General features: G+C 44.0%; 20 protein-coding genes, 1 tRNA gene and 1 pseudogene. 2 read left to right on the top strand and 20 right to left on the bottom strand.

The window, feature by feature from the left end:
• Positions 1-91: 91 nt before the first annotated feature.
• From H8S88_RS00140 to rsgA, 5 genes are read right to left on the bottom strand one after another with little or no spacing between them, the layout of a single operon-like run.
• Positions 92-1,042, bottom strand: coding sequence for a 3'-5' exoribonuclease YhaM family protein (locus tag H8S88_RS00140; protein WP_048690860.1), 951 nt, complete (start codon positions 1,040-1,042; stop codon positions 92-94).
• Positions 1,029-2,285: a DNA recombination protein RmuC gene (locus H8S88_RS00135; RefSeq protein ID WP_048789968.1), complete on the bottom strand. Its 1,257-nt coding sequence runs from the start codon at positions 2,283-2,285 to the stop codon at positions 1,029-1,031. Before H8S88_RS00135 ends, H8S88_RS00140 begins: the two co-directional genes overlap by 14 nt.
• A gap of 1 nt (position 2,286) precedes the next feature.
• Entirely contained in the window at positions 2,287-2,952 is a 666-nt protein-coding gene (locus H8S88_RS00130; RefSeq protein WP_125334987.1) for a thiamine diphosphokinase, read from the bottom strand.
• The gene (rpe, locus tag H8S88_RS00125; RefSeq protein ID WP_023024510.1) at positions 2,912-3,571 is read right to left on the bottom strand and encodes a ribulose-phosphate 3-epimerase; all 660 of its coding nucleotides are present in this window, start codon (positions 3,569-3,571) and stop codon (positions 2,912-2,914) included. Before rpe ends, H8S88_RS00130 begins: the two co-directional genes overlap by 41 nt.
• A 15-nt stretch (positions 3,572-3,586) precedes the next feature.
• Entirely contained in the window at positions 3,587-4,465 is an 879-nt protein-coding gene (gene rsgA, locus H8S88_RS00120; protein WP_125334989.1) for a ribosome small subunit-dependent GTPase A, read from the bottom strand.
• A 193-nt stretch (positions 4,466-4,658) separates the two neighbouring features.
• Between rsgA and H8S88_RS00115 the strand changes: the two genes are divergently transcribed.
• Positions 4,659-4,741: transfer RNA gene (locus H8S88_RS00115), tRNA-Leu, on the top strand.
• A gap of 387 nt (positions 4,742-5,128) precedes the next feature.
• On the opposite strand, the gene rsmA is transcribed toward H8S88_RS00115, so the two are convergent.
• The 11 genes from rsmA to H8S88_RS00060 form a co-directional block, all read right to left on the bottom strand.
• Entirely contained in the window at positions 5,129-6,004 is an 876-nt protein-coding gene (rsmA, locus tag H8S88_RS00110; protein ID WP_236127803.1) for a 16S rRNA (adenine(1518)-N(6)/adenine(1519)-N(6))-dimethyltransferase RsmA, read from the bottom strand.
• Between the two features lie 63 nt (positions 6,005-6,067).
• On the bottom strand, positions 6,068-6,694 hold the full coding sequence (locus H8S88_RS00105) for an immunity protein Imm33 domain-containing protein (protein ID WP_236127802.1): 627 nt from the start codon (positions 6,692-6,694) through the stop codon (positions 6,068-6,070).
• Positions 6,695-6,714: 20 nt separating this feature from the next.
• The gene (rnmV, locus tag H8S88_RS00100) at positions 6,715-7,299 is read right to left on the bottom strand and encodes a ribonuclease M5 (RefSeq protein WP_236127926.1); all 585 of its coding nucleotides are present in this window, start codon (positions 7,297-7,299) and stop codon (positions 6,715-6,717) included.
• On the bottom strand, positions 7,271-8,041 hold the full coding sequence (locus tag H8S88_RS00095) for a TatD family hydrolase (RefSeq protein WP_236127801.1): 771 nt from the start codon (positions 8,039-8,041) through the stop codon (positions 7,271-7,273). The genes rnmV and H8S88_RS00095 overlap by 29 nt, the downstream gene beginning before the upstream one ends.
• A 121-nt stretch (positions 8,042-8,162) precedes the next feature.
• Positions 8,163-8,297, bottom strand: a complete 135-nt coding sequence (gene rpmH, locus H8S88_RS00090; protein ID WP_003003086.1) for a 50S ribosomal protein L34 — start codon at positions 8,295-8,297, stop codon at positions 8,163-8,165.
• A gap of 146 nt (positions 8,298-8,443) precedes the next feature.
• Positions 8,444-9,088 carry a ribonuclease P gene (locus H8S88_RS00085; RefSeq protein ID WP_125334999.1) on the bottom strand — a complete coding sequence of 215 codons (645 nt, stop codon included), beginning with the start codon at positions 9,086-9,088 and terminating at the stop codon, positions 8,444-8,446.
• 85 nt (positions 9,089-9,173) lie between these two features.
• Positions 9,174-10,118, bottom strand: a complete 945-nt coding sequence (gene jag / locus H8S88_RS00080) for an RNA-binding cell elongation regulator Jag/EloR (RefSeq protein ID WP_125335001.1) — start codon at positions 10,116-10,118, stop codon at positions 9,174-9,176.
• 15 nt (positions 10,119-10,133) lie between these two features.
• Complete coding sequence (locus H8S88_RS00075) at positions 10,134-10,949, bottom strand: YidC/Oxa1 family membrane protein insertase (RefSeq protein WP_125335003.1); 816 nt, start codon at positions 10,947-10,949, stop codon at positions 10,134-10,136.
• 4 nt (positions 10,950-10,953) lie between these two features.
• Complete coding sequence (rnpA, locus tag H8S88_RS00070) at positions 10,954-11,295, bottom strand: ribonuclease P protein component (RefSeq protein WP_236127800.1); 342 nt, start codon at positions 11,293-11,295, stop codon at positions 10,954-10,956.
• Between the two features lie 106 nt (positions 11,296-11,401).
• Positions 11,402-12,097: a CPBP family intramembrane glutamic endopeptidase gene (locus H8S88_RS00065; protein WP_236127799.1), complete on the bottom strand. Its 696-nt coding sequence runs from the start codon at positions 12,095-12,097 to the stop codon at positions 11,402-11,404.
• 110 nt (positions 12,098-12,207) lie between these two features.
• Positions 12,208-13,125, bottom strand: a complete 918-nt coding sequence (locus H8S88_RS00060; protein ID WP_236127798.1) for a TDT family transporter — start codon at positions 13,123-13,125, stop codon at positions 12,208-12,210.
• Positions 13,126-13,306: 181 nt separating this feature from the next.
• Here H8S88_RS00060 and H8S88_RS00055 point away from each other — a divergent pair.
• Positions 13,307-13,474, top strand: a pseudogene (locus H8S88_RS00055) (ISL3 family transposase); the annotation flags it as partial.
• Between the two features lie 149 nt (positions 13,475-13,623).
• Here the strand turns inward: H8S88_RS00055 and gltX are convergent.
• The 4 genes from gltX to H8S88_RS00035 all read right to left on the bottom strand — a co-directional run bounded on the left by gltX (position 13,624) and on the right by H8S88_RS00035 (position 18,403).
• Positions 13,624-15,084 carry a glutamate--tRNA ligase gene (gltX, locus tag H8S88_RS00050; protein ID WP_048690888.1) on the bottom strand — a complete coding sequence of 487 codons (1,461 nt, stop codon included), beginning with the start codon at positions 15,082-15,084 and terminating at the stop codon, positions 13,624-13,626.
• A gap of 98 nt (positions 15,085-15,182) precedes the next feature.
• On the bottom strand, positions 15,183-15,965 hold the full coding sequence (locus H8S88_RS00045) for an alpha/beta hydrolase (RefSeq protein ID WP_125335011.1): 783 nt from the start codon (positions 15,963-15,965) through the stop codon (positions 15,183-15,185).
• A gap of 74 nt (positions 15,966-16,039) precedes the next feature.
• Positions 16,040-17,701, bottom strand: coding sequence for a ribonuclease J (locus H8S88_RS00040; RefSeq protein ID WP_048690891.1), 1,662 nt, complete (start codon positions 17,699-17,701; stop codon positions 16,040-16,042).
• 213 nt (positions 17,702-17,914) lie between these two features.
• Positions 17,915-18,403, bottom strand: a complete 489-nt coding sequence (locus H8S88_RS00035) for a hypothetical protein (RefSeq protein WP_048690893.1) — start codon at positions 18,401-18,403, stop codon at positions 17,915-17,917.
• Positions 18,404-18,799 lie beyond the last annotated feature (396 nt).

Genomic DNA, 18,799 nt, shown 5'->3' with positions numbered 1-18,799 from the left:
TATACCAAAAAACGAACATTGTTAGTCTCACAACATTCGTTTTTGGTTTTTTTACTAACAAACTAAGAGCAGCTTATTTAAGGCCAGTTCATTAGGAATCTTTTAAATTTGGCTTATAGAAGGAGCGATTGTCCAAGGCAAAAATCTTATTGGTCATCTCACCAGGGCCTACTAAAGCTAAGGCAGAAGTCATCATCATCATTTCTGCATCTAGGTTATCAATCATATGGATGATCTCGGCTTCCATGATTTTTGGACGAACCGGGCTACCATATTCTAGTAGACCATGGTGACTCAAAATCACATGGCGCAACACAACCACATCTTCTTTTTGATCGTCAATCTTTAACTCTTGTAAGACCTTGGTAATTTCTTCATCGATCAGAGCGATGTGCCCGATGAGGTTTCCTCGAACGGTATACTCTGTATTTTCAGGCCCTGATAGCTCCAGTACCTTGGCAAGATCATGAAGCATGATACCGGCATAGAGGAGACTCTGGTTTAATTGAGGATACACCTGAGAGATGCTCTCAGCCAAACGAACCATAGTGGCTGTGTGATAAGCTAAGCCTGTCTCAAAAGCATGGTGGTTGGTTTTGGCCGCAGGATAAGAGTAGAACTCTTTGTCATACTTGCTGTATAGCGCCCGCACCACACGTTGCCAAACTGGATTTTCTATTTTGAAAATCATCCCCGATAGGTAGTCCTTCAAATCGACTGGGTTTACTGGAGGCTTTTCCTTAAAGTCTGCTGGATTTGATGGCTCCCCGCTTTGAGGCAACCGCAAGGTCAACTGATTGACCTGGGGCGTATTGTTGTAAATTTCCCGACGGCCGCTCATATGAACGACGCGACCAGCTTGGAACTGCTCTACATTATGTGGCTGAGCATCCCACAATTTTCCTTCAATCGTGCCTGTCTCATCTTGGAAGACAAAGGCAAGATAGTTCTTTCCAGCACGTGTCTGACGAAGATCTGCTGACTTAATGAGGTAGAAACCTTCAAACAATTCGTCTTTTTTCATTTGATTAATTTTGACCATCATCTTCTCCAACTTCTAAATTCAATAGGCTTTCTATATCTAGATTCTCTGACGTTTCAATGTTTCGGAGTGTACGCTCGATAGCATTTGTTCTTCGGTTTAAAAGGTCATCAATGTTGCCAGAGGCATGCTTCAACTGCCGTTGGGTCTTTTCTAAAACGCCTCCAAATTTTTGGAATTCCGTCTTGACGGATGCAAGGACCTTGCTAATATCATCCGCACTTCGTTGAATATTCAGGGTCTTAAATCCAACCGATAGGGAATTCAACAAAGCTGAAAGCGTACTTGGCCCCGCGACGACAATCTGCTCCTCTCTTCGGAGACGATCAAAGAAGGCTGGGTCGCGGACCACTTCTGAATAGAGCCCTTCCGTCGGTAAAAAGAGAATCCCAAAATTAGTAGTGGCAGGCGGATAGAGGTATTTTTGATGAATGTCCTTAGCAAATTGTTTGATACTAGCCAATAGGAGTTTGCGACACCGTTCAATCTCCTCTTTCTCCCCACTTTCATAGGCTTCTTCCAGTCGGTAATAACCGTCCAGAGGAAACTTAGAGTCGATTGGCAGATAGACGTATTCCCCTCTGACCTGACCAGGCATCTTGATGGCATACTCGACGCGTTCGCTGGAATGGGGAACTGTTACAAACTCTCTTTCATATTGGGCGGGAGTTAGGATATCTTCGATGATCTGGCCGAGTTGGAGTTCTCCCATAATCCCACGGGTTTTCGTGTTAGAAAGAACCTTATTGAGACTTCCCACATCTCTAGCGACCGTCTGCATTTCCCCAAGACCTTTATTGACCGACTCCAATTGTTTGGAGACCGTCTCAAAAGAGGTTTGAAGACGACTATGCAAGGTTTTTTCCAACTTTTCTTCGACCGTTTGACGCATCTGCTCCAAGCGCAAATCATTGGAAGCTTGAATCTGTTGCATCCGCTCGTCCGTTTTGTCTCGGTTTTTAGTAAAATTCTCAGCAAGTTCTGCTCGTAAAGCAGTCGTTTGCTGATGCATTTCTGTCCGTAATTCCATAAGACGGTCACTAATCGCCATCTCTATCTGCTGGCCAGTGATTTGCTGAGCTTGTCGCTCTCTCTCAAATCGGTAATCCAGCTGATCCGAAAGATGATCTTCTTGGTCCTCCAGTAAGTCACGGACCTGTTTGTTATCAGCTGTCCGTTGCTGGTAGAGCAAGAAGAGCAAGACAAGATTTCCCACTCCTAATACAAAAAGGATTATTTCCATCTTATTTCCCATCCTTGCTATAAATGATAAGGGCGTAGCCTCGATCAACGGTTAAGGTAATCGGCTGATTGATAAACTCGTTGGAACCATAAATAGCCTTTTTAAAATAATTGGTCTGATTTAAGGGATACTTGGCTCCTTCAATCTGGATGGAAGCTCCCTCAACTGGCATAAAAGCTACATAGGTATAGCCTACTATAGGCAGAATGGTATGGCGACCTGCTGGACGGTAGCAGAGATAATTTTGTTGGTCCATCAAGTAAAGTTGCGACATAAAGGGTGCAATCTCTGGATCGCTGGGCAAAAAAACGCTGGCCAAGTGGTGATCCAGGCGACCACCAAAGGCTCCAAAAATCTGAATTTCCGCTTGAGGCCAACCTTCTAACACTTCCTTAATCGCCAATTCTAGATCCGTATCATTTTTTTCTGCTACCGAAGTCCGTATTTCGTGAGCCGCAGATTGAATACTCTGGAATTCTTCTGGCTCGACAGAGTCAAAATCTCCAACTGCTAAAGATAGTTCCAATCCTTGCTTTAATAGGTAAAGGCAGCCTGCATCTACCCCGACATAAACATCCAAGTCTAGCGGAATGGTTTCCACTCGGCCTCCAGCTACAATCGCAACCTTAGTCTTGGATGGCTGCTCGAAGGGTTTGAACTCGTTCATTCACATCTCCATTAAACACATAAGAACCTGCTACAAAGACATTTGCCCCTGCTTCTTTCGCAGCGTGAATCGTCTTATCATCAATTCCCCCATCGACTTCAATATCGAAATCCAAGCCTTTTTCTTCACGCAATTGAACCAATTGACGAATCTTATCCATGGTTTCTGGCAGGAAGGCTTGCCCACCAAATCCTGGGTTGACAGTCATGACAAGTACTTGGTCTACCAAGTTCAAGATGTGTTGGATACTTTCAACAGGGGTTCCTGGATTGATGACCACACTTGGTTTCACCCCTGCCAAACGAATTTTTTGAAGGGCGCCATGGATGTGTGGCGTCGCTTCGACGTGAATGCTAATGATATCTGCTCCGGCACGCGCAAACTCTTCGATATGTTGCTCAGGATTGGTAACCATCAAGTGGCAGTCAAACACTAGCTTGCTGTGAGGACGCATACTAGCAACTACACCAGCACCAAAGCTGATATTAGGCACAAAGTGGCCGTCCATCACATCGATGTGGGCGTACTCCGCACCAGATGCTTCCAATTTCTTCAATTCACTTTCAAAATTTGCATAATCTGCACTCAAAATAGAAGGGGCTAATTTGTTTGTTTTCATATTCTTCAGGTCTCCTTATTTGGGTAATTTTTTCGATACTTTTTTATAGGTTTCTCGCCTATTTTCGATCTCGCTCAAGAACTGTAAGTAATTCTCATAGCGGAAGGAAGCTATGATCCCTTCCTCGACAGCAGGCTTGACGGCACAGGATGGTTCATGTGTGTGGGTACAAGTACGGAATTTGCAATCCTGGCTCACCTTGGCAATGTCTGGAAAAGCATGATTGAGATCTTCCGCATTATCGACTTCATAATCTAGAGAGGAGAAGCCAGGGGTATCCGCAATTTTGCCCCCATTGAGATCATAAAAACTGACAGCTCGCGTCGTATGGCGGCCGCGTCCAAGACTATCGGAGATTTCTCCTGTCTCTAGTTCCAACTCCGGAGCCAAGGTATTCAAGAGGGTGGATTTCCCCACTCCTGTTTGGCCCATAAAGACCGTCACCTGATCCTTCAAGAGAGGCAAGAGCTCTTCCTTGTCCGTGACAAAGTCATAGCCCATTTTGCGATAGACTTCCTGGAAAGGAAGCATCTGAGCTGGATCTTCTAGTAAGTCCATTTTTGAAATATAGACAATCGGATGAATCACTTTTTGTTCCAAGAGGACTAAAAAGCGGTCCAATAAATTAACATTAAAATCTGGCTCTTTGGCAGACATGATGACAACAGCCTGATCTATATTCACAATGGGTGGACGGACTAAGCTATTCTTTCTTGGGAATATTTTTAAAATATAGCCTTCCGAATTTTCTTCGGCTGAAAACTCTACCTTATCTCCAACATAGGGAGTTTGTCCCTTTTTTCGGAAATTTCCTCGGGCGCGTGTTTGGTAAATTTCTCCCTCGCACTCCACATAATAAAAACCGGCCAAGGCTTTAACAATCGTTCCTTGCAACTAGCACTCCTTTAAAGTTAATACTACTATTATATCAAAAAATATACGATAGCGCTTGCGGACCTTAAATTCTATATATATTAGAATTTTATATTACCTTAAGACTCAGTACAGAATCAGTACAGAATCACTATATAAATTCTGTTACTATTTTTTCTTGGCTTTTCTTTTAAAAAGAGTATAATAGAACTATGCGGAGGTGGTGGAACGGCAGACACGCATGCTTCAGGCGCATGTGCCTCTTCGGGCGTGAGGGTTCAAATCCCTTTCTCCGCATCTTGGAAAGGTGGCTCAGCTCGGTACGGCACCGGACTCGAAATCCAGCAAATGGATTTTCTTCATGCGCGGGTTCAAATCCCGTCCTTTCCTTACGATGCAAACAAGCCATAGGTCATGACCTATGGCTTATTACTTATAAAACTTCTTTGAGACTTTCCTTAGGTGAGTACGGACGTTAGCGAACTTCTCCGAAGTTCCATAACTAATTTTTGAGCCTTAAGTCTCAAAAATTCCGAGAGCCTAAACTACCTTTTATTTAGGCTCTTTTCTCACAGCGGAAAGTCTCGTTTTATAACCGATATCATTCGAAAACACATAAAAAACACCGTACTTCATAGCGTATTTATAATTAAGAAAGAAGATTACGAACCCATGTCTTTTCTATTATTTGATCCCGGCTTCTAGAAGACCGTCTGCCAAGCGGGCGAAGTCTTCTAGGCTAAGGGCTTCTCCTCGTACAGAAGGTTGCAGGCCTGCAACTTGGATTCCTGCTTCCAGTATGGCTTTGATTTCTTCGGTCTTGCCAAAGCGACTGGTCAAGTTGTTCCAAAGCGTCTTGCGACGGTGGACAAAGCTAGCCTTGCTGACAGAGAATAAGAAATCTTCATCCTTGACTGCCACTGCTGGTTCTGGGCGACGCACCATCTTGAGGATGGCAGAATCGACGTTTGGCGCTGGCACAAAGACGGTACGAGGCACGATAAAGGCTACCTTAGCGGTCATATAGTATTGGACTGCAATGGACAAAGACCCGTAAGCCTTGGTATTAGGTTCGGCTGAAATACGGTCTGCCACCTCTTTTTGCGTCATAACCACAAATTCTTGGAAAGGAATCTTGGATTCGATCAAGTGCATGAGGATGGGAGTTGTGATGTAGTAAGGAAGGTTGGCCACCACCTTGATCGGAAGGTCTGGGTTTTTAAACTCTGCGATGTACTGGTTGAGGTCTACCTTGAGGATGTCTTGGTTGACAACCGTGACATTGTCAAAATCCCGTAAGGTATCCGCCAAAATAGGAACCAAGCGGTCATCGATCTCAAAGGCCATGACTTCTGCCGCATTTTCCGCCAAGAACTCAGTCAAAGCTCCAATTCCAGGACCGATTTCGATGACATTGACCTGCTTATCAATCTCTGCCGTATCCACAATTTTTTGAAGGATGTTGGTATCGGTCAAGAAGTTCTGACCGAAGGATTTTTTAAAGGTAAAACCGTGACGCTCCAGCACTGCCTTGGTCACGCTATAATCTGCAATTCTCATTTTTTCTCTTTTCTAATCATTTTAGAGTGAGACATACTCTCTCTTTTTTCTCCGTAGGCTAGTCTAACAGTCTTCCACAAAGGCATTCTGCTCCGCTTGATAAACATAAGCTTCCCCGTTCTTATCTAAGACGGTTTCCAACAAGGGCTCTATTTCCAAGGCCTCTTCAAGACTGATAATGGTAATCTTAGATGGATCGTCCAAATCTTCCTGAGACTCAAAGCCTGTAAAGAATTGCCAACCACTATCTTGTGGATTGTGAGGTACATCGTGAATCGCCCAATTAATCTCACGTCGTAGGAAGCAATCCTTGGTAATCATGGCCCCTTTTTGCGTATCAAGATTCAGCGGAGGAACCATCAGGCTTGCGATATGTTCCTGCGCAAAATCCAGCTCATCTCCAAGCTGGATGGAGGTAATATAAGCGGGTTGATTGGTTAAACGTCCTTTAAATTTTCCATCACGAATCTCAGTCAGTTCAACCCACATACGCTCTGCTCGACACCCATTCTCCAAGACTGTATCCAACACAAAGATGAGTCGAACCTGATCTCCAAGCTTCAATTGGTTGATTTCATCTTGACTTGGAATCAAAAAATGCCGTGGATTCTTTTGATGTTCTGCGTGAACATTCTCCAAAGAAAAGCCTATCACTTTTTTCTTATCTGTAAACAGGTCGAACAATCCCATCTTCCACCTCTATCTCTTTTTTAATAACTGGCCATCGTTTCTTCGACTTGCGCTAAACAAATTCCAAACAACTCCAAGCGTTTGAGCAGTTGTTTGCCATTGCAGTAGCCGATGCGCAAGGCTTCTCCTAGATATTCCCGTCGTTTGCGACTTTCACTGCCCATCAGCAGACCGAGTCGCATCAGATCTGATTTGGTAATATCAAAGAAATGCTCATCTTTATAGGAGCCCACCAGTCCAGCAAGGGCTTTTTCCAAGTCTTCAAAGCTGGCATGCTCGACTCCCAAGGAACGGCCCTTGGTTTTTGATTTGGGTACTGCTTCGCCACGATTTAAAAAGGCATGCTTGGCCTGCGGAATTTCTTGCATGATGATCTTACGAATGCGCTCCCCATTGTAATCCGGATCCGTAAAAACTATGACTCCACGCAACTCCTGCAAGGTGGCAATTCGTTCTAGGTCATCTTGATTAATGGCGGATCCACGTGTCTCATAGGTATCCACCTCATAATAGCGTTTCAGATTGGCCGTATCATCCTTGCCTTCAACAACAATCACTTCTGGTATTTTTCTTTTCTCAGTCAAGGCCAAATACCTTTCTCGCATTGTCATAGGTGGCTTGAGCTATTTCTTCTGTTGTCAAGCCACGTAGTGTTGCAATATGATCCACTACATAGCGGGTGTAGGCTGTTTTATTTTCCCGGCCCCGCTTAGGAACTGGTGCCAGATAAGGGGCATCTGTCTCAACCAAGATCTTATCGAGCGGAAGGCCAGCTGCCGCTTCTTGGACATCTGTTGCTTTCTTAAACGTGACCACTCCAGAAAAAGAGATCATCATTCCCAGATCCATGAAGCGCTTAGCTTCCTCTAAGCTTCCTGAGAAAGAATGCATGATCCCACCGCGCGGACCCACTCCTTCACTCTTGATAATGGCATAAGTGTCTTCGAGAGCATCACGCGTATGCACTACAAAAGGCAAGTCCAAGTCCTTGGACAGTTGGATCTGACGACGAAAAACCTTTTCTTGAACGTCTTTTGGTGCCGTCATCCAGTGGTAATCGAGACCGATTTCTCCTAAGGCGACGACTTTAGGATGTTTCAACTGTTCCAGTAGGTAAGCCTCTACCTCAGGACTATAGTCGCCCGCCTCAGTGGGATGCCACCCAAGTGTGAGATAAACTTCTGGGTACTGGTCGGCCAAGGCTATTGCTCGTTCGATGGTTGGTTTGTCAAAGCCAACAACATTGTGGGCAAAGACTCCCAGCTCTTTAGCTAGTTCTAATTCCTCTTTTTCTCTCCCTGCAAACTCTTCAACGTTGAGGTGAGTATGGGTATCAAAAATTTGCATATGGATCCTTTTCTACGATTTTTCTCACTCTATTATAACAGAAAGCCTAGCTGAATACACTTTTGGCAAAACAAAAACCAGTAGTCTCGAGTTTCTACTGGTTTTTAGTTTTTTATCTGAATTACGCAGCCAAAACTTTGCGTCCTTTACGACGACGAGCTGCCAATACGCGACGACCGTTTTTGGTTGCCATACGGTGACGGAAACCATGTTTGCGCGCACGACGAAGTTTACTTGGTTGATAAGTACGTTTCACGATGAATACCTCCTCATAGATTTTGTATTCGTTTAGCCGGCTATAATGTGATCAGTTACTAAACATACTTTACTATTCTATCTGATTCACGTCTGTTTGTCAATAGCTATGAAAAATTTGTTGGGGCAGGTTCAATGATACCGCTTTTATTGGGCATCTCCTTCTATCCTTTGACGAGTCGCTTCATAGTAGGGAAGCAAGCTAGCCATTCCTTTTTTTAATTCCTCAAGAATGGCATCTTGACTCGTCGCTTGCGATAGATTGACATCGACTTTTACCAAGACCTTTCGGACCTGGCCAGTTTCCACACCTTTGAGAAGTCTCTGGCGATTGGCTTCTGTCCCTTGGAATCGTTGACTGACACCTTCTATTTGGGCGAAGTAATAGACTGGCGAAAAAACCGGAAGAGTTAAAACGCGGTTCTGCTTTTGTAGACTCTCCTCATCCTTCTTGCGTTCGATAAAACTTACTTCCAGGGACACACCAAAGTCCTTCGCATCACCATAAAGTCGCAAGGCAAACATCGGATCCTGGATCTCTCCCTCTCCTTGGAGATAAGCCCAAAAATGAGGGCGAAGAATTTGAGCTTGATTCATCCACTGACTGGTCCGATCTTGTTTTAAATGCGGAAAGAGCTTCTGAAAATCGCTGACCAAGTGGGTGAATTCCTGCCGAGCTTCTTGCCCTAACTCGCGATACTCTACCATTCGCTCTGCATCCTCACCAGCTTTAGCAGGGGCTAGGTACTTGATTCCCTGACAATTCAAAAAGTCTCTTATCTTACTATACATGCTAGTTTTCCTTTCTCAGACAGAAAAGGAGAGAGCAAGCTTACACCCCTCTCTCCCTTTAGCATCTTCCTTTTTAGACGGCAGATTAACCTTCAATATCAACGACAACGTAACGATTTGGTTCTTCTCCTTCAGAATAGCTGGTGACTCCATCCATTTTCGATACGATGCGGTGGATGATCTTGCGTTCGCTATTAGACATTGGATCTGTATGTTGCGCTCGACCTTCTTCTAGGGCACGACTTGCCAATTTTTGCGCATAGCTTTGAAGGACTTCTGCACGGTGTTCAACATAATCATTAACGTTGATCGCAATGTAGAAATTCTTAGAATACTGATTGTAAAGGTAGTTCTGTGCCAACAATTGAAGGGCCTTGAGAACTTTCCCGTGGTAGCCAATGACACGACCTGGCTCATTGGTATCAATTTGCATATTGATGGTGCGACGGTTGTAGCTGCTTGAGATGCTAGCTTCGACATCCATTTCATCAATAACGGTTTGAACATAGGCAGTGACATCAGAGACAACCTTTTCAATGTCATAGCTTTCTTCTACTTCAATGCCTAAGCCAGCAAAATCAGACGTTTGGCGGGTCTCGGCTTCGTTAAGACTTGAATCGAGAATCTCTCCATGACCCTGTTCTTCAAGAATGGTTTCAGGAGCCTTCTCATGTTTGAGAATCTCAGCCTTCACTTCTTCCGAAACTTCTTGGCCTTCTTCTTCAACTTTTTTAATCGCTGCTACCACGCGCCCCAAATCAACAGTCTCTTCACTGACACTCTTGACAGGTTCGTTTTGAGCATTAATTTCCTCAGGAACTCCCTTAACAGCTTGTTGATTGGCTTTTGTCACTGTAGTTTCTGCAATTGGTTCGATGTCTACCACGGCTGGCTTCTTACCAAAGAGACCGAGGAAACCTTTCTTTTCACGAGAAACGACAGTAATATGTGCTTTCATGCGCGGAATATCTAATTCTTTCAAACCATTTTGAATGGCTTCTTCAACATTGACTCCTTTATATTGGACCATCTGTCAAACTCCTTCTTAGTTTTTCTTTTTCTGTGCTTTGTTAAATGCACGTCGTTTTTGTTTTTCTAGATCTTTGATTGCCTGTTGCTCTGCTTCACGCGCCGCAATAATCTTAAATGGATTGTTCAATAGGTAAGTTTGCCCAACTTGGTAAGCATTGGAAACTACCCAGTAGAGAGCCACCCCGCTGGCTGAGTACATAGCGAAGAAGAAAATCATCACGGGCATTGCATACATCATGGCTGTCATTCCACCATTTTTTTCTGGCATAGCTTTGTTGCTCAACCAGGTACTAAAGAAGGTGAAGACGGCTGCCAAAACTGGCAAAATAAAGGTTGGGTCTGTTGCGCTCAAATCCAACCAAAGAAAATGACCGACTTTTAGGAATTCTACCCGACTCAATGCTTGGAACAAAGCCATCAAGACTGGCATTTGAACAAGCAATGGCAAGAAGGCAGAGGAAGTCTTGACACCTTTTTCTTTGTAGAGGGCCCGCATTTCTTCTGACATGCGAGTGCGGCTTTCCAAATCCTTCCCAGGATACTTGGCCTGGATTTCTTTTACAAGTGGCTGAATCTCCTGCATTTTGCGCGAGGAGGTCATTTGGTATTGGAAAACTGGCAAGAGAATGGTCCGAATCAAGAGAGTGAAGAGGATAATCCCGACTCCGATGTTTCCTCCGATAGAAAGGAAACGAATTACTTCTGCAAAGAAGTAAACGAATTTTTCCCAAACTCCTGATGATTGGGAAGTCACTTCAGACGTTCCACAGGCTGTTAATAATAGGAGGGCCCCTCCGAGTAAGCTAGCTACTTTTAGTTTCTTTTTCACGTAATTACCTTTCCTGACGATAGACTTGCGCTAATTTTAATACATGGACTAGATTTTTTTCGACCTGATCAAAATCCAGTTCTTCAACTCCCTTTCGAGCAATCACAACAAAATCATCTGCTACAAGATGATCCTGGTGCATCATTAAAACATGACGAATCAAGCGCTTGATTCGGTTGCGTGTCACAGCATTTCCTAGTTTTTTACTCACGGATAAGCCGACACGGAAATGGGGCTGCTCTTGTGGCAAACGGTAGATGACAAATTTTCTATTTGCACAATTCTTGCCGCTTTTAAAAATGGCATTGAAATCTTTTTCTCGCTTGACACGATAGCTTTTTCTCAAACTCCCACTCCCTCTTTTAAATTTATTCTATTATACCATAATTTCAAAAAAAACCAACGACCTTCTGGCTCTTGGTTTAAAGCCTCCTCCAGTGCCGTCAAAACGGCTAGGAGAAGAGATGCTGGAGGGTTGATAAGATGATGGGTAAGCTATAAATGAAGTTCAAGCCGATATGAGCAAGGATAGGATAATACAATGAGCCCGTCTTTTCATTCAATAATCCAAAAATAAGGGCGGGGATGGTATAGATCAAAAAACTCAAAAAAGTAAAAGGATGCTGGAGGAATTGAAGTCCACTATAGATAAGGGCTGGGGCCCATACACTCGCGTAGAAGGGCCATTTTTTAAAATAGGCTTGGACAAGCGCTCCACGAAAGATCAGTTCCACGGTCATCGGTCGAATGATGACCACTAATACAAAGAGGATGAGAGATCCTAAGGCTTCCAAGGTCACCGGAAAAGAGTGATAAATAGCTAGACGTCCTTTGGTGAACCCACTAAGAAAGTAGTCTAGCCAGTAGATGGCACAACTGGAGAATATAGTAGCGTAGATAGCGGGAAGGAATTGTTTCTTCTTCGCCCACTGAAAAACCATACGTGGACTGTATTTCTTTACCAATGAAAAAACAAGCACCAAATAACCTGCCTCTAAAAAGAGAAGGGTCCAAAAATAGCTAAGAGCTTGGCCGACTTGGTTGCTGACTAGTTGGGCCAACTCGCGAAATTGTGGCCGAACTAAGATATAGAAGACCAGTAGTAAAAGTGGATAAAAGAGCTTGGCTTTTGTCTTTAAAAATTTCATACATTCCTTTCGAGGGAGACAAAAAATGATTTATTGCATCTTACCATAATCATTCCTAGGATTCAATTAGAAAGTGAACCCAAAAAGGTCGAGACAACCGTCTCTGACCTCTAATTTCTATTGGAATGCTCGTTCTCCCCTTTTATGTAAATCACAAAGCCTACAAGCACGGACACAAGAATGGCTAGACACAGAATGGTTTCTAACCAGACAAGGGGCCTTAACAGAGAACTGTGCAATAGGCCTTGGGCCATTTTCAGGGAAGTAGCTGTGATGACCGTCGGGAAGGTTAAGGCTGAAAAGGCTGGTTGAAAGCCCTCTTTTATCATTCTAGGTAGACGCGTTAAAACGAAGAAATAAAAAGCTTGAGAGAGTCCAACCATGGTGTATAACAGCCAAACAGGTAGACTGGCTCCACCCACACGAACCAGGGCCGCTAACAGAAGAGAAAAGGGGGCACAATAGATGCCTTCTTGCCCTAATAAGTGGCTCGGTAAAGGGGCGGTCTTCAACCCCTGGTAGATCAAGGGGTAAAGAATCAAGGTTAAGACAAAGCCAAATCCGAAAGTCAGATAGGCCAGCCCAACCACTCCTACCACTGGGTAGGTCAAGGCAGCAACAGCAATCCCCACATAAAGAACGGTCCAACTAGGGGTGGCATTGGCTCTTGGTTTTGCCAATATATGGGTCTTGGTAAAGTAGAAGATCAAGCCACAATCTAAGAGGAAAGCAGCCCACCAAACTGCCTGGGCGAGTCCTCCAAATGTCGGAAAGAGTCGTAAGAGATAAGTCGATAAAACCATCCCAGCCATGGGGAAGGTCGCCATCCCAGATAGAAGGGCCGGTTCTTGTAGTTCAATCTTGGTTTCTGACCAGTAGATCAGATGGTGACATAAAAAGAAAACCCATAGGATCAAACCCGTCAAACTGAAGAAATGAGCCAGAACTGGGAAGGTATCAGACAGAAGGTTTCCAGCCCCTGCTAAACCTAACAGGCAGCCTGAAAATGCTAAAGGAATCTTTTTCATCTTGATCTCCAATCATTTTATCGCTTTCAGTATACCATAAAATACCAGGAGGGATCATCAAAAAAAAGTAGACACTAAAACTACTTCTTTTTTAAAATGCTTTAATTACTCTAGTATATAAGGAATTATGGAGTTTTTTTGCTGTAAATAAGCCCCATAAATCTCTAAAGACCATTAACACATAGAACTCCCCTATTCAAATGTAAAACTGAAAGCTACCAATAACCTCATCAAAGGCATCAAGCAAAATACTGTTGCTTTCCAGAACATTGACCACTTTAAAACTAGAATTTTCATCGTTTTGAACATCAAAAAGGAGAGAACCAATTCGATCCTCTCCAAGGTGTAACGTTTCCTCACCCATTATAGCTGACAAAATACCCAGAGTCCTTCTCCAATCTCCCTCTGAGATTTTAGAGTAGCAATCTTGACACTTACTTCTTTATAATGCAATCTATAAGCCTCTGTCAACATTCTTAAATAAGAATAAATGTATTCCTATTTTGCAATTTCTTCCAACATTTTTTCAATGTGTTGGATAGATTTCTCGCGACCAAGCAAGTAGATGGTTTCTGGCAATTCTGGTCCGTGCATCTCTCCTGAAACGGCGATACGGATTGGCATGAAGAGGTTCTTCCCTTTGATACCTGTTTCTTTTTGAACTGCTTTGATTTGCGGGAAGATATTTTCTGCCACAAACTCGTCATCTGACATGGCTTCGAGCTTGGCTTTGAATGCTTCAAGTACCGTTGGTACTGTTTCACCAGCCATGACTTCTTTCTCAGCTTCGGTCAATTCTGGGAAGTCCGAGAAGAAGAGGTCTGTCAATGGAACGATTTCATCCACTGACTTCATTTGTGGTTTATAGAGTTCCACCAATTTCTCAGCCTTGTCTGTCAAACGTCCTGCTGCTTCGAGGAATGGTTTTGCCATTTCAAAAATGGTCGCAAGATCTGCATTCTTGATATACTCATTGCTCATCCAGTCCATTTTCTTTTGGTCGAAGGCTGCTGGAGACTTGCTGAGGCGGTTTTCATCAAAGAGCTTGATGAGTTCTTCGCGAGAGAAGATTTCGTCTTCCCCACCAGGGTTCCAACCAAGAAGGGCGATAAAGTTAAAGACTGCTTCTGGAAGGTACCCTTTCTTACGATAGTCTTCGATGAACTGAAGGGTATTGGTATCGCGTTTAGACAACTTCTTACCAGTTTCAGAGTTGATGATCAAGGTCATGTGACCGAACTCTGGAGCTTCCCATCCAAGCGCTTCATAAACCATGAGCTGTTTTGGTGTATTGGCAATGTGGTCATCTCCACGGATGACGTGAGAGATTTGCATGTCATGGTCATCGATCACAACGGCAAAGTTATAAGTTGGATAGCCATCTTTCTTTTGGATGACCCAGTCACCACCGATATTGCCACCTTCAAACTCGATATCGCCTTTGACCATATCATGCCATTTGTAGATACCTGACTCATTCACTGCCAAGCGAACCGTAGGAATAATTCCCGCTGCTTCACGTTCTGCGATATAAGCTGCTTTTTTTTCTTCGCTCATGCCAAGGTATTCATTGATATAGCGAGGTGTTTCACCCGCCGCTTCTTGGCGTTCACGTTCCGCTACCAACTCTTCTTCTGTCACATAAGACTTGTAGGCTTTTCCTTCAGCCAAGAGTTGGTCAATATATTTTTGATAGAGTTCCAAACGTTCAGACTGGCGGTAGTTCTCATGCGTCTCTGGACTTTCATCCCAGTCCATACCCAACCAACGAAGGTTTTCCAGCTGGGAACGTTCGCCGTCTTCGACGTGGCGCTTACGGTCCGTATCTTCGATACGGATGATAAAGGTTCCACCATGGTGGCGCGCATACAAGTAGTTAAACAATGCTGTACGAGCATTTCCGATGTGTAGTAGTCCGGTTGGACTTGGTGCATAACGCACACGAATATCTTTAGTCACGTATGTTTCTCCTAATTGTTCATTGATTCTGGGCTTCTCTTCTAACTGGCCCAGGCACTTTTCACTCTATTATAGCATATCTCTGCATGAGTAGCTTCCTAATCGAGTCGTTCTTCTAGTTCAAAATCAATTGGCAGGGTTGCTAAGAAATGCTCCAACTCCCGCTCCCAATAAAACCATTCATGTTTTCCTGGTCCATGGCTGTAGGTGATATCAAAACCGAGGTCCTTCAGATGATCAACAGCTGTATTGTTGGCCTCATACAGAGCATCCTGCTCGCCACACCACGCCCATAAGACCGTCTTTTTATCTGAGTACTTCTCCGCAATGCTCTCCAAGGAGTAAGGACTCGTCGTCCAATCTTCTAGCTCTCCAAAGACCCCTTGCCAGTAAGCTGCACTTCCAAGATCGGTGTCTGCCAGTTGACGCCCCTCAAAGCTAAGAGCACCAGAAAAGCTAGCAGCATGCGAGAAGCGATTGGTTTGAAGGGCCAGTTTGAAAGATCCATAGCCCCCCATCGATAGACCAGCGATAAAGGTTTTCTCCCGCTTCTTGGTCATATTGGGGAAGAAGCGTGCCAAGGTCTTAGGCAATTCCTCTGCGATGGCTGTGTAGTAAGGATAACCATACTGGGTATCCGTATACCAACCATTATTGGTATTAGGCAAGACAACAATCAGATTGGTCGACCGTAGGATCCGTTCCACATTGGTCCGTTTCAACCAAGAGTACTGATTGCCATTCATCCCATGAAGGAGATAGAGGACCGGGATATCTTGATCATCCGGATTTTTTACCCGAGATCCATCTGGGTAGAGGACGTTGATCCCCCACTCCATTGCGAGCGCTTCTGAATAGTATTCAATCTGCATTACTGCCATCTATCTTTCCTCACTATTTCTTCTTTTCCTTGACAAGAAAAAGCCGACGATCGACTTTTCCTCTTATCTTAATCCTAGCGTACTTCCATGACGACTGGCAAGATAGCTGGTCGACGTTTGGTCTGGTCAAAGAGGTACTTGGCCAAACTATCACGAACAGCACCCTTGAGCTCGCCCCAATCGAAGCTGTCCTGGGCTAAGTATTCTTCCACACTTTGGTTGACAATCTCAGCACTTTCTCGCAAGATATCGCGGCTCTTCTTCACATAGATAAAGCCACGAGTGTGAACTTTTGCCTTCGAGATAATGCGTTTTTCACGACGGTTAACCGTAATAGCTACAATAAAGATACCATCTTCTGAAAGGACTTTCCGGTCACGGAGGACGACATTTCCAACATCCCCAATGGCATTCCCATCGATGAGGACATCTCCAGCAGAGACGCTACCTGCAGGAACGAAGTCACCATTGTCATATTCCATGATGGTGCCTTTTTTCGGAATGAAGATATTTTCAGGCAAAATCCCCACTTCCATCGCAAGCCGTGCATGGGCATCCAATTCGCGGTATTCCCCTTGGATTGGGAAGAGATAGTTGGGACGAAGAAGGTTGATCATCAATTGAAGATCACGCGCATTTCCGTGTCCTGATACACGCAAGCTTTGAGTAATCGCTTTAACGACCCCGCCTGCTTGATAGACCATGTTTTCTACACGTGCCATAACCGCTTCTTTAGCGATAGACGGAGTTGTTACGATATAGACCAAGTCGCCATCCTTGATTTCAACATAGCGGTGACGGCCAATGGACATTTTACGGAGGCCATTGATCGGTTCACCCATCCGCCCCGTTTCAAGAATAATCAATTCATGATCCTCAAAACGAGACATTTCTTTTGGCTTGATTAATATTTTTTCGTTGGCCAAAGAAAGTTTATTTAAACGAATCCCTGTCCGGACAATATTTTCTACGTCAAATCCAGTCAAGACAACCCGGCGTCCTGTCTCTGCAGCTGCGTCAAAGACTTGCTGGATCCGTGATAGGTTACTTGCAACAGCGGCTACAATGATACGGCCATCCCAGTCAGCAATCGTATCTAGGATTTCATCCCCAACCTCTTGCTCACTAGCCACTTGAATCTTACTATCGGCATTGGCAGAGTCACTCAAGAGAGCGAGGACGCCTTCTTGTCCAATCTCTGCCAAACGAGCAAAGTCAGTCGCATAAAACTCACTCGCTGTCTGGTCAAACTTGAAGTCTCCTGTATAGACGATACTTCCTTCAGAAGTCTTGATGACAATTCCTAAACTTTCTGGAATAGAGTGGGTTGTCTGGAAGAAGGAAACAACGGTTCCTCCAAAATCAATCTCTGAGTTGGCATCGATTACATGGAAATCATTGAACTTCTTGACACTGTCATTGCTCTTGACAAAGAGTTTGGCCAACTCGATGGTCAACTCTGACCCAAATACGGGAACTTTAGCCTCCGCTAAAAGATAGGGAAGGGCTCCAATGGCATCCGCATGCCCGTGCGTTAAAAAGACTCCTGCGATACGATCGCTATTCTCAAAGAGGTAGTCCATGTTGGGAATAACGACATCGACCCCTAGTTGCTCATTTTCTGGATACTTGAGACCAGCATCCAAAACAAAAATAGAGCCATTTACTTCAGCTATGTAGAGGTTTTTCCCGTTTTCACGGACTCCACCTAAAGTAATCAACTTAATGTTACTCATGTTTTCTCCTTTATGTGATGGTTCATACTTACGGTCCTTGGCTCACCAAGTCGAATTACAGTTTTGCAATTTTCTTGCATATCTAGAACATTATACTATTTTTTCACGATTTTTTCAAAAGTCAGACCAAACAAAAGCCCTCCATCATCTGATGGAGGAACCCTTATCAAAACCCAAGACGACAGCATAGAATGTCAGCTTGCTAAAGAGACGCTAGTCCGTATGATAGTCATTTTTCTTATTCTCAATCACCCGTATCGCCGCCTTGATCACATGAAATTCATTTAACAGTTCTTCTAGGTGGTGGTAATTCCGATCGCTGAGAGCCCCTTTCTTGAGGGTTTGGGACAAGCTATAAAACCGATCAACATGCTCTTCAATATTGGCCAGTAACTCTTTCGCCTCTTTCAAACGGTAGCGATTCAGAAGCTTGCTTTGGCTATGTTTATAGGCGAGCACATTCTCACGATGAATATCTTGACAGACTTCCTTCTGCTCTTCATCCACCGTCAAATTGACCGCTTGGAAGCAAGTAATAAATTCTCGCTTCTTCAGATCACACACAAAGACGACACCGTCCTCTGCTACATAGGCTTCCGTATCGGGCCGTTGATCAAAACTGCTATCAAAATGATGAAGCGAGGGCACATGTTGATTGACCCAGCGTTTCAACTGCTCTTTATCGACCCCAAATCGTTCCATTGCTCTTTCTTTAAAGTGATCTCGACAGCTATATTCATGTGCGTATGGCAATCCCACTGACCTCACCTCAACTTTCTAGCATGACAGACAAAAAGACCTCCAGTCTTACGGGACTAGAGGTCTGGTCTGCTTCACTGACAAGAGGCGATTAACCATTTAGGCTAACGAAAACAACAGTTATGATTTTCATTTCTTTTCATGGTACGTTTTCACATACCAGTGGTTTTCTTTGCAATTTCTCTTTCAGTTTTGTTACAAAGCACTCAGTTGAGCATACCGAAGTTCGAAAACCATCTAAAGCTTCCACTACTATTTCCACGTATTTCAATGTCATTTAGTAAGTTAAGCAGACTTACTTGACAGCTCAACCGATTTAACATTTCCGGCGTTAAGGCT

Source organism: Streptococcus sp. GS001 (genome assembly GCF_021595565.1).
GTDB classification, from domain to species: domain Bacteria; phylum Bacillota; class Bacilli; order Lactobacillales; family Streptococcaceae; genus Streptococcus; species Streptococcus xiaochunlingii.
This window is presented reverse-complemented; position numbering and strand designations above follow the sequence as displayed.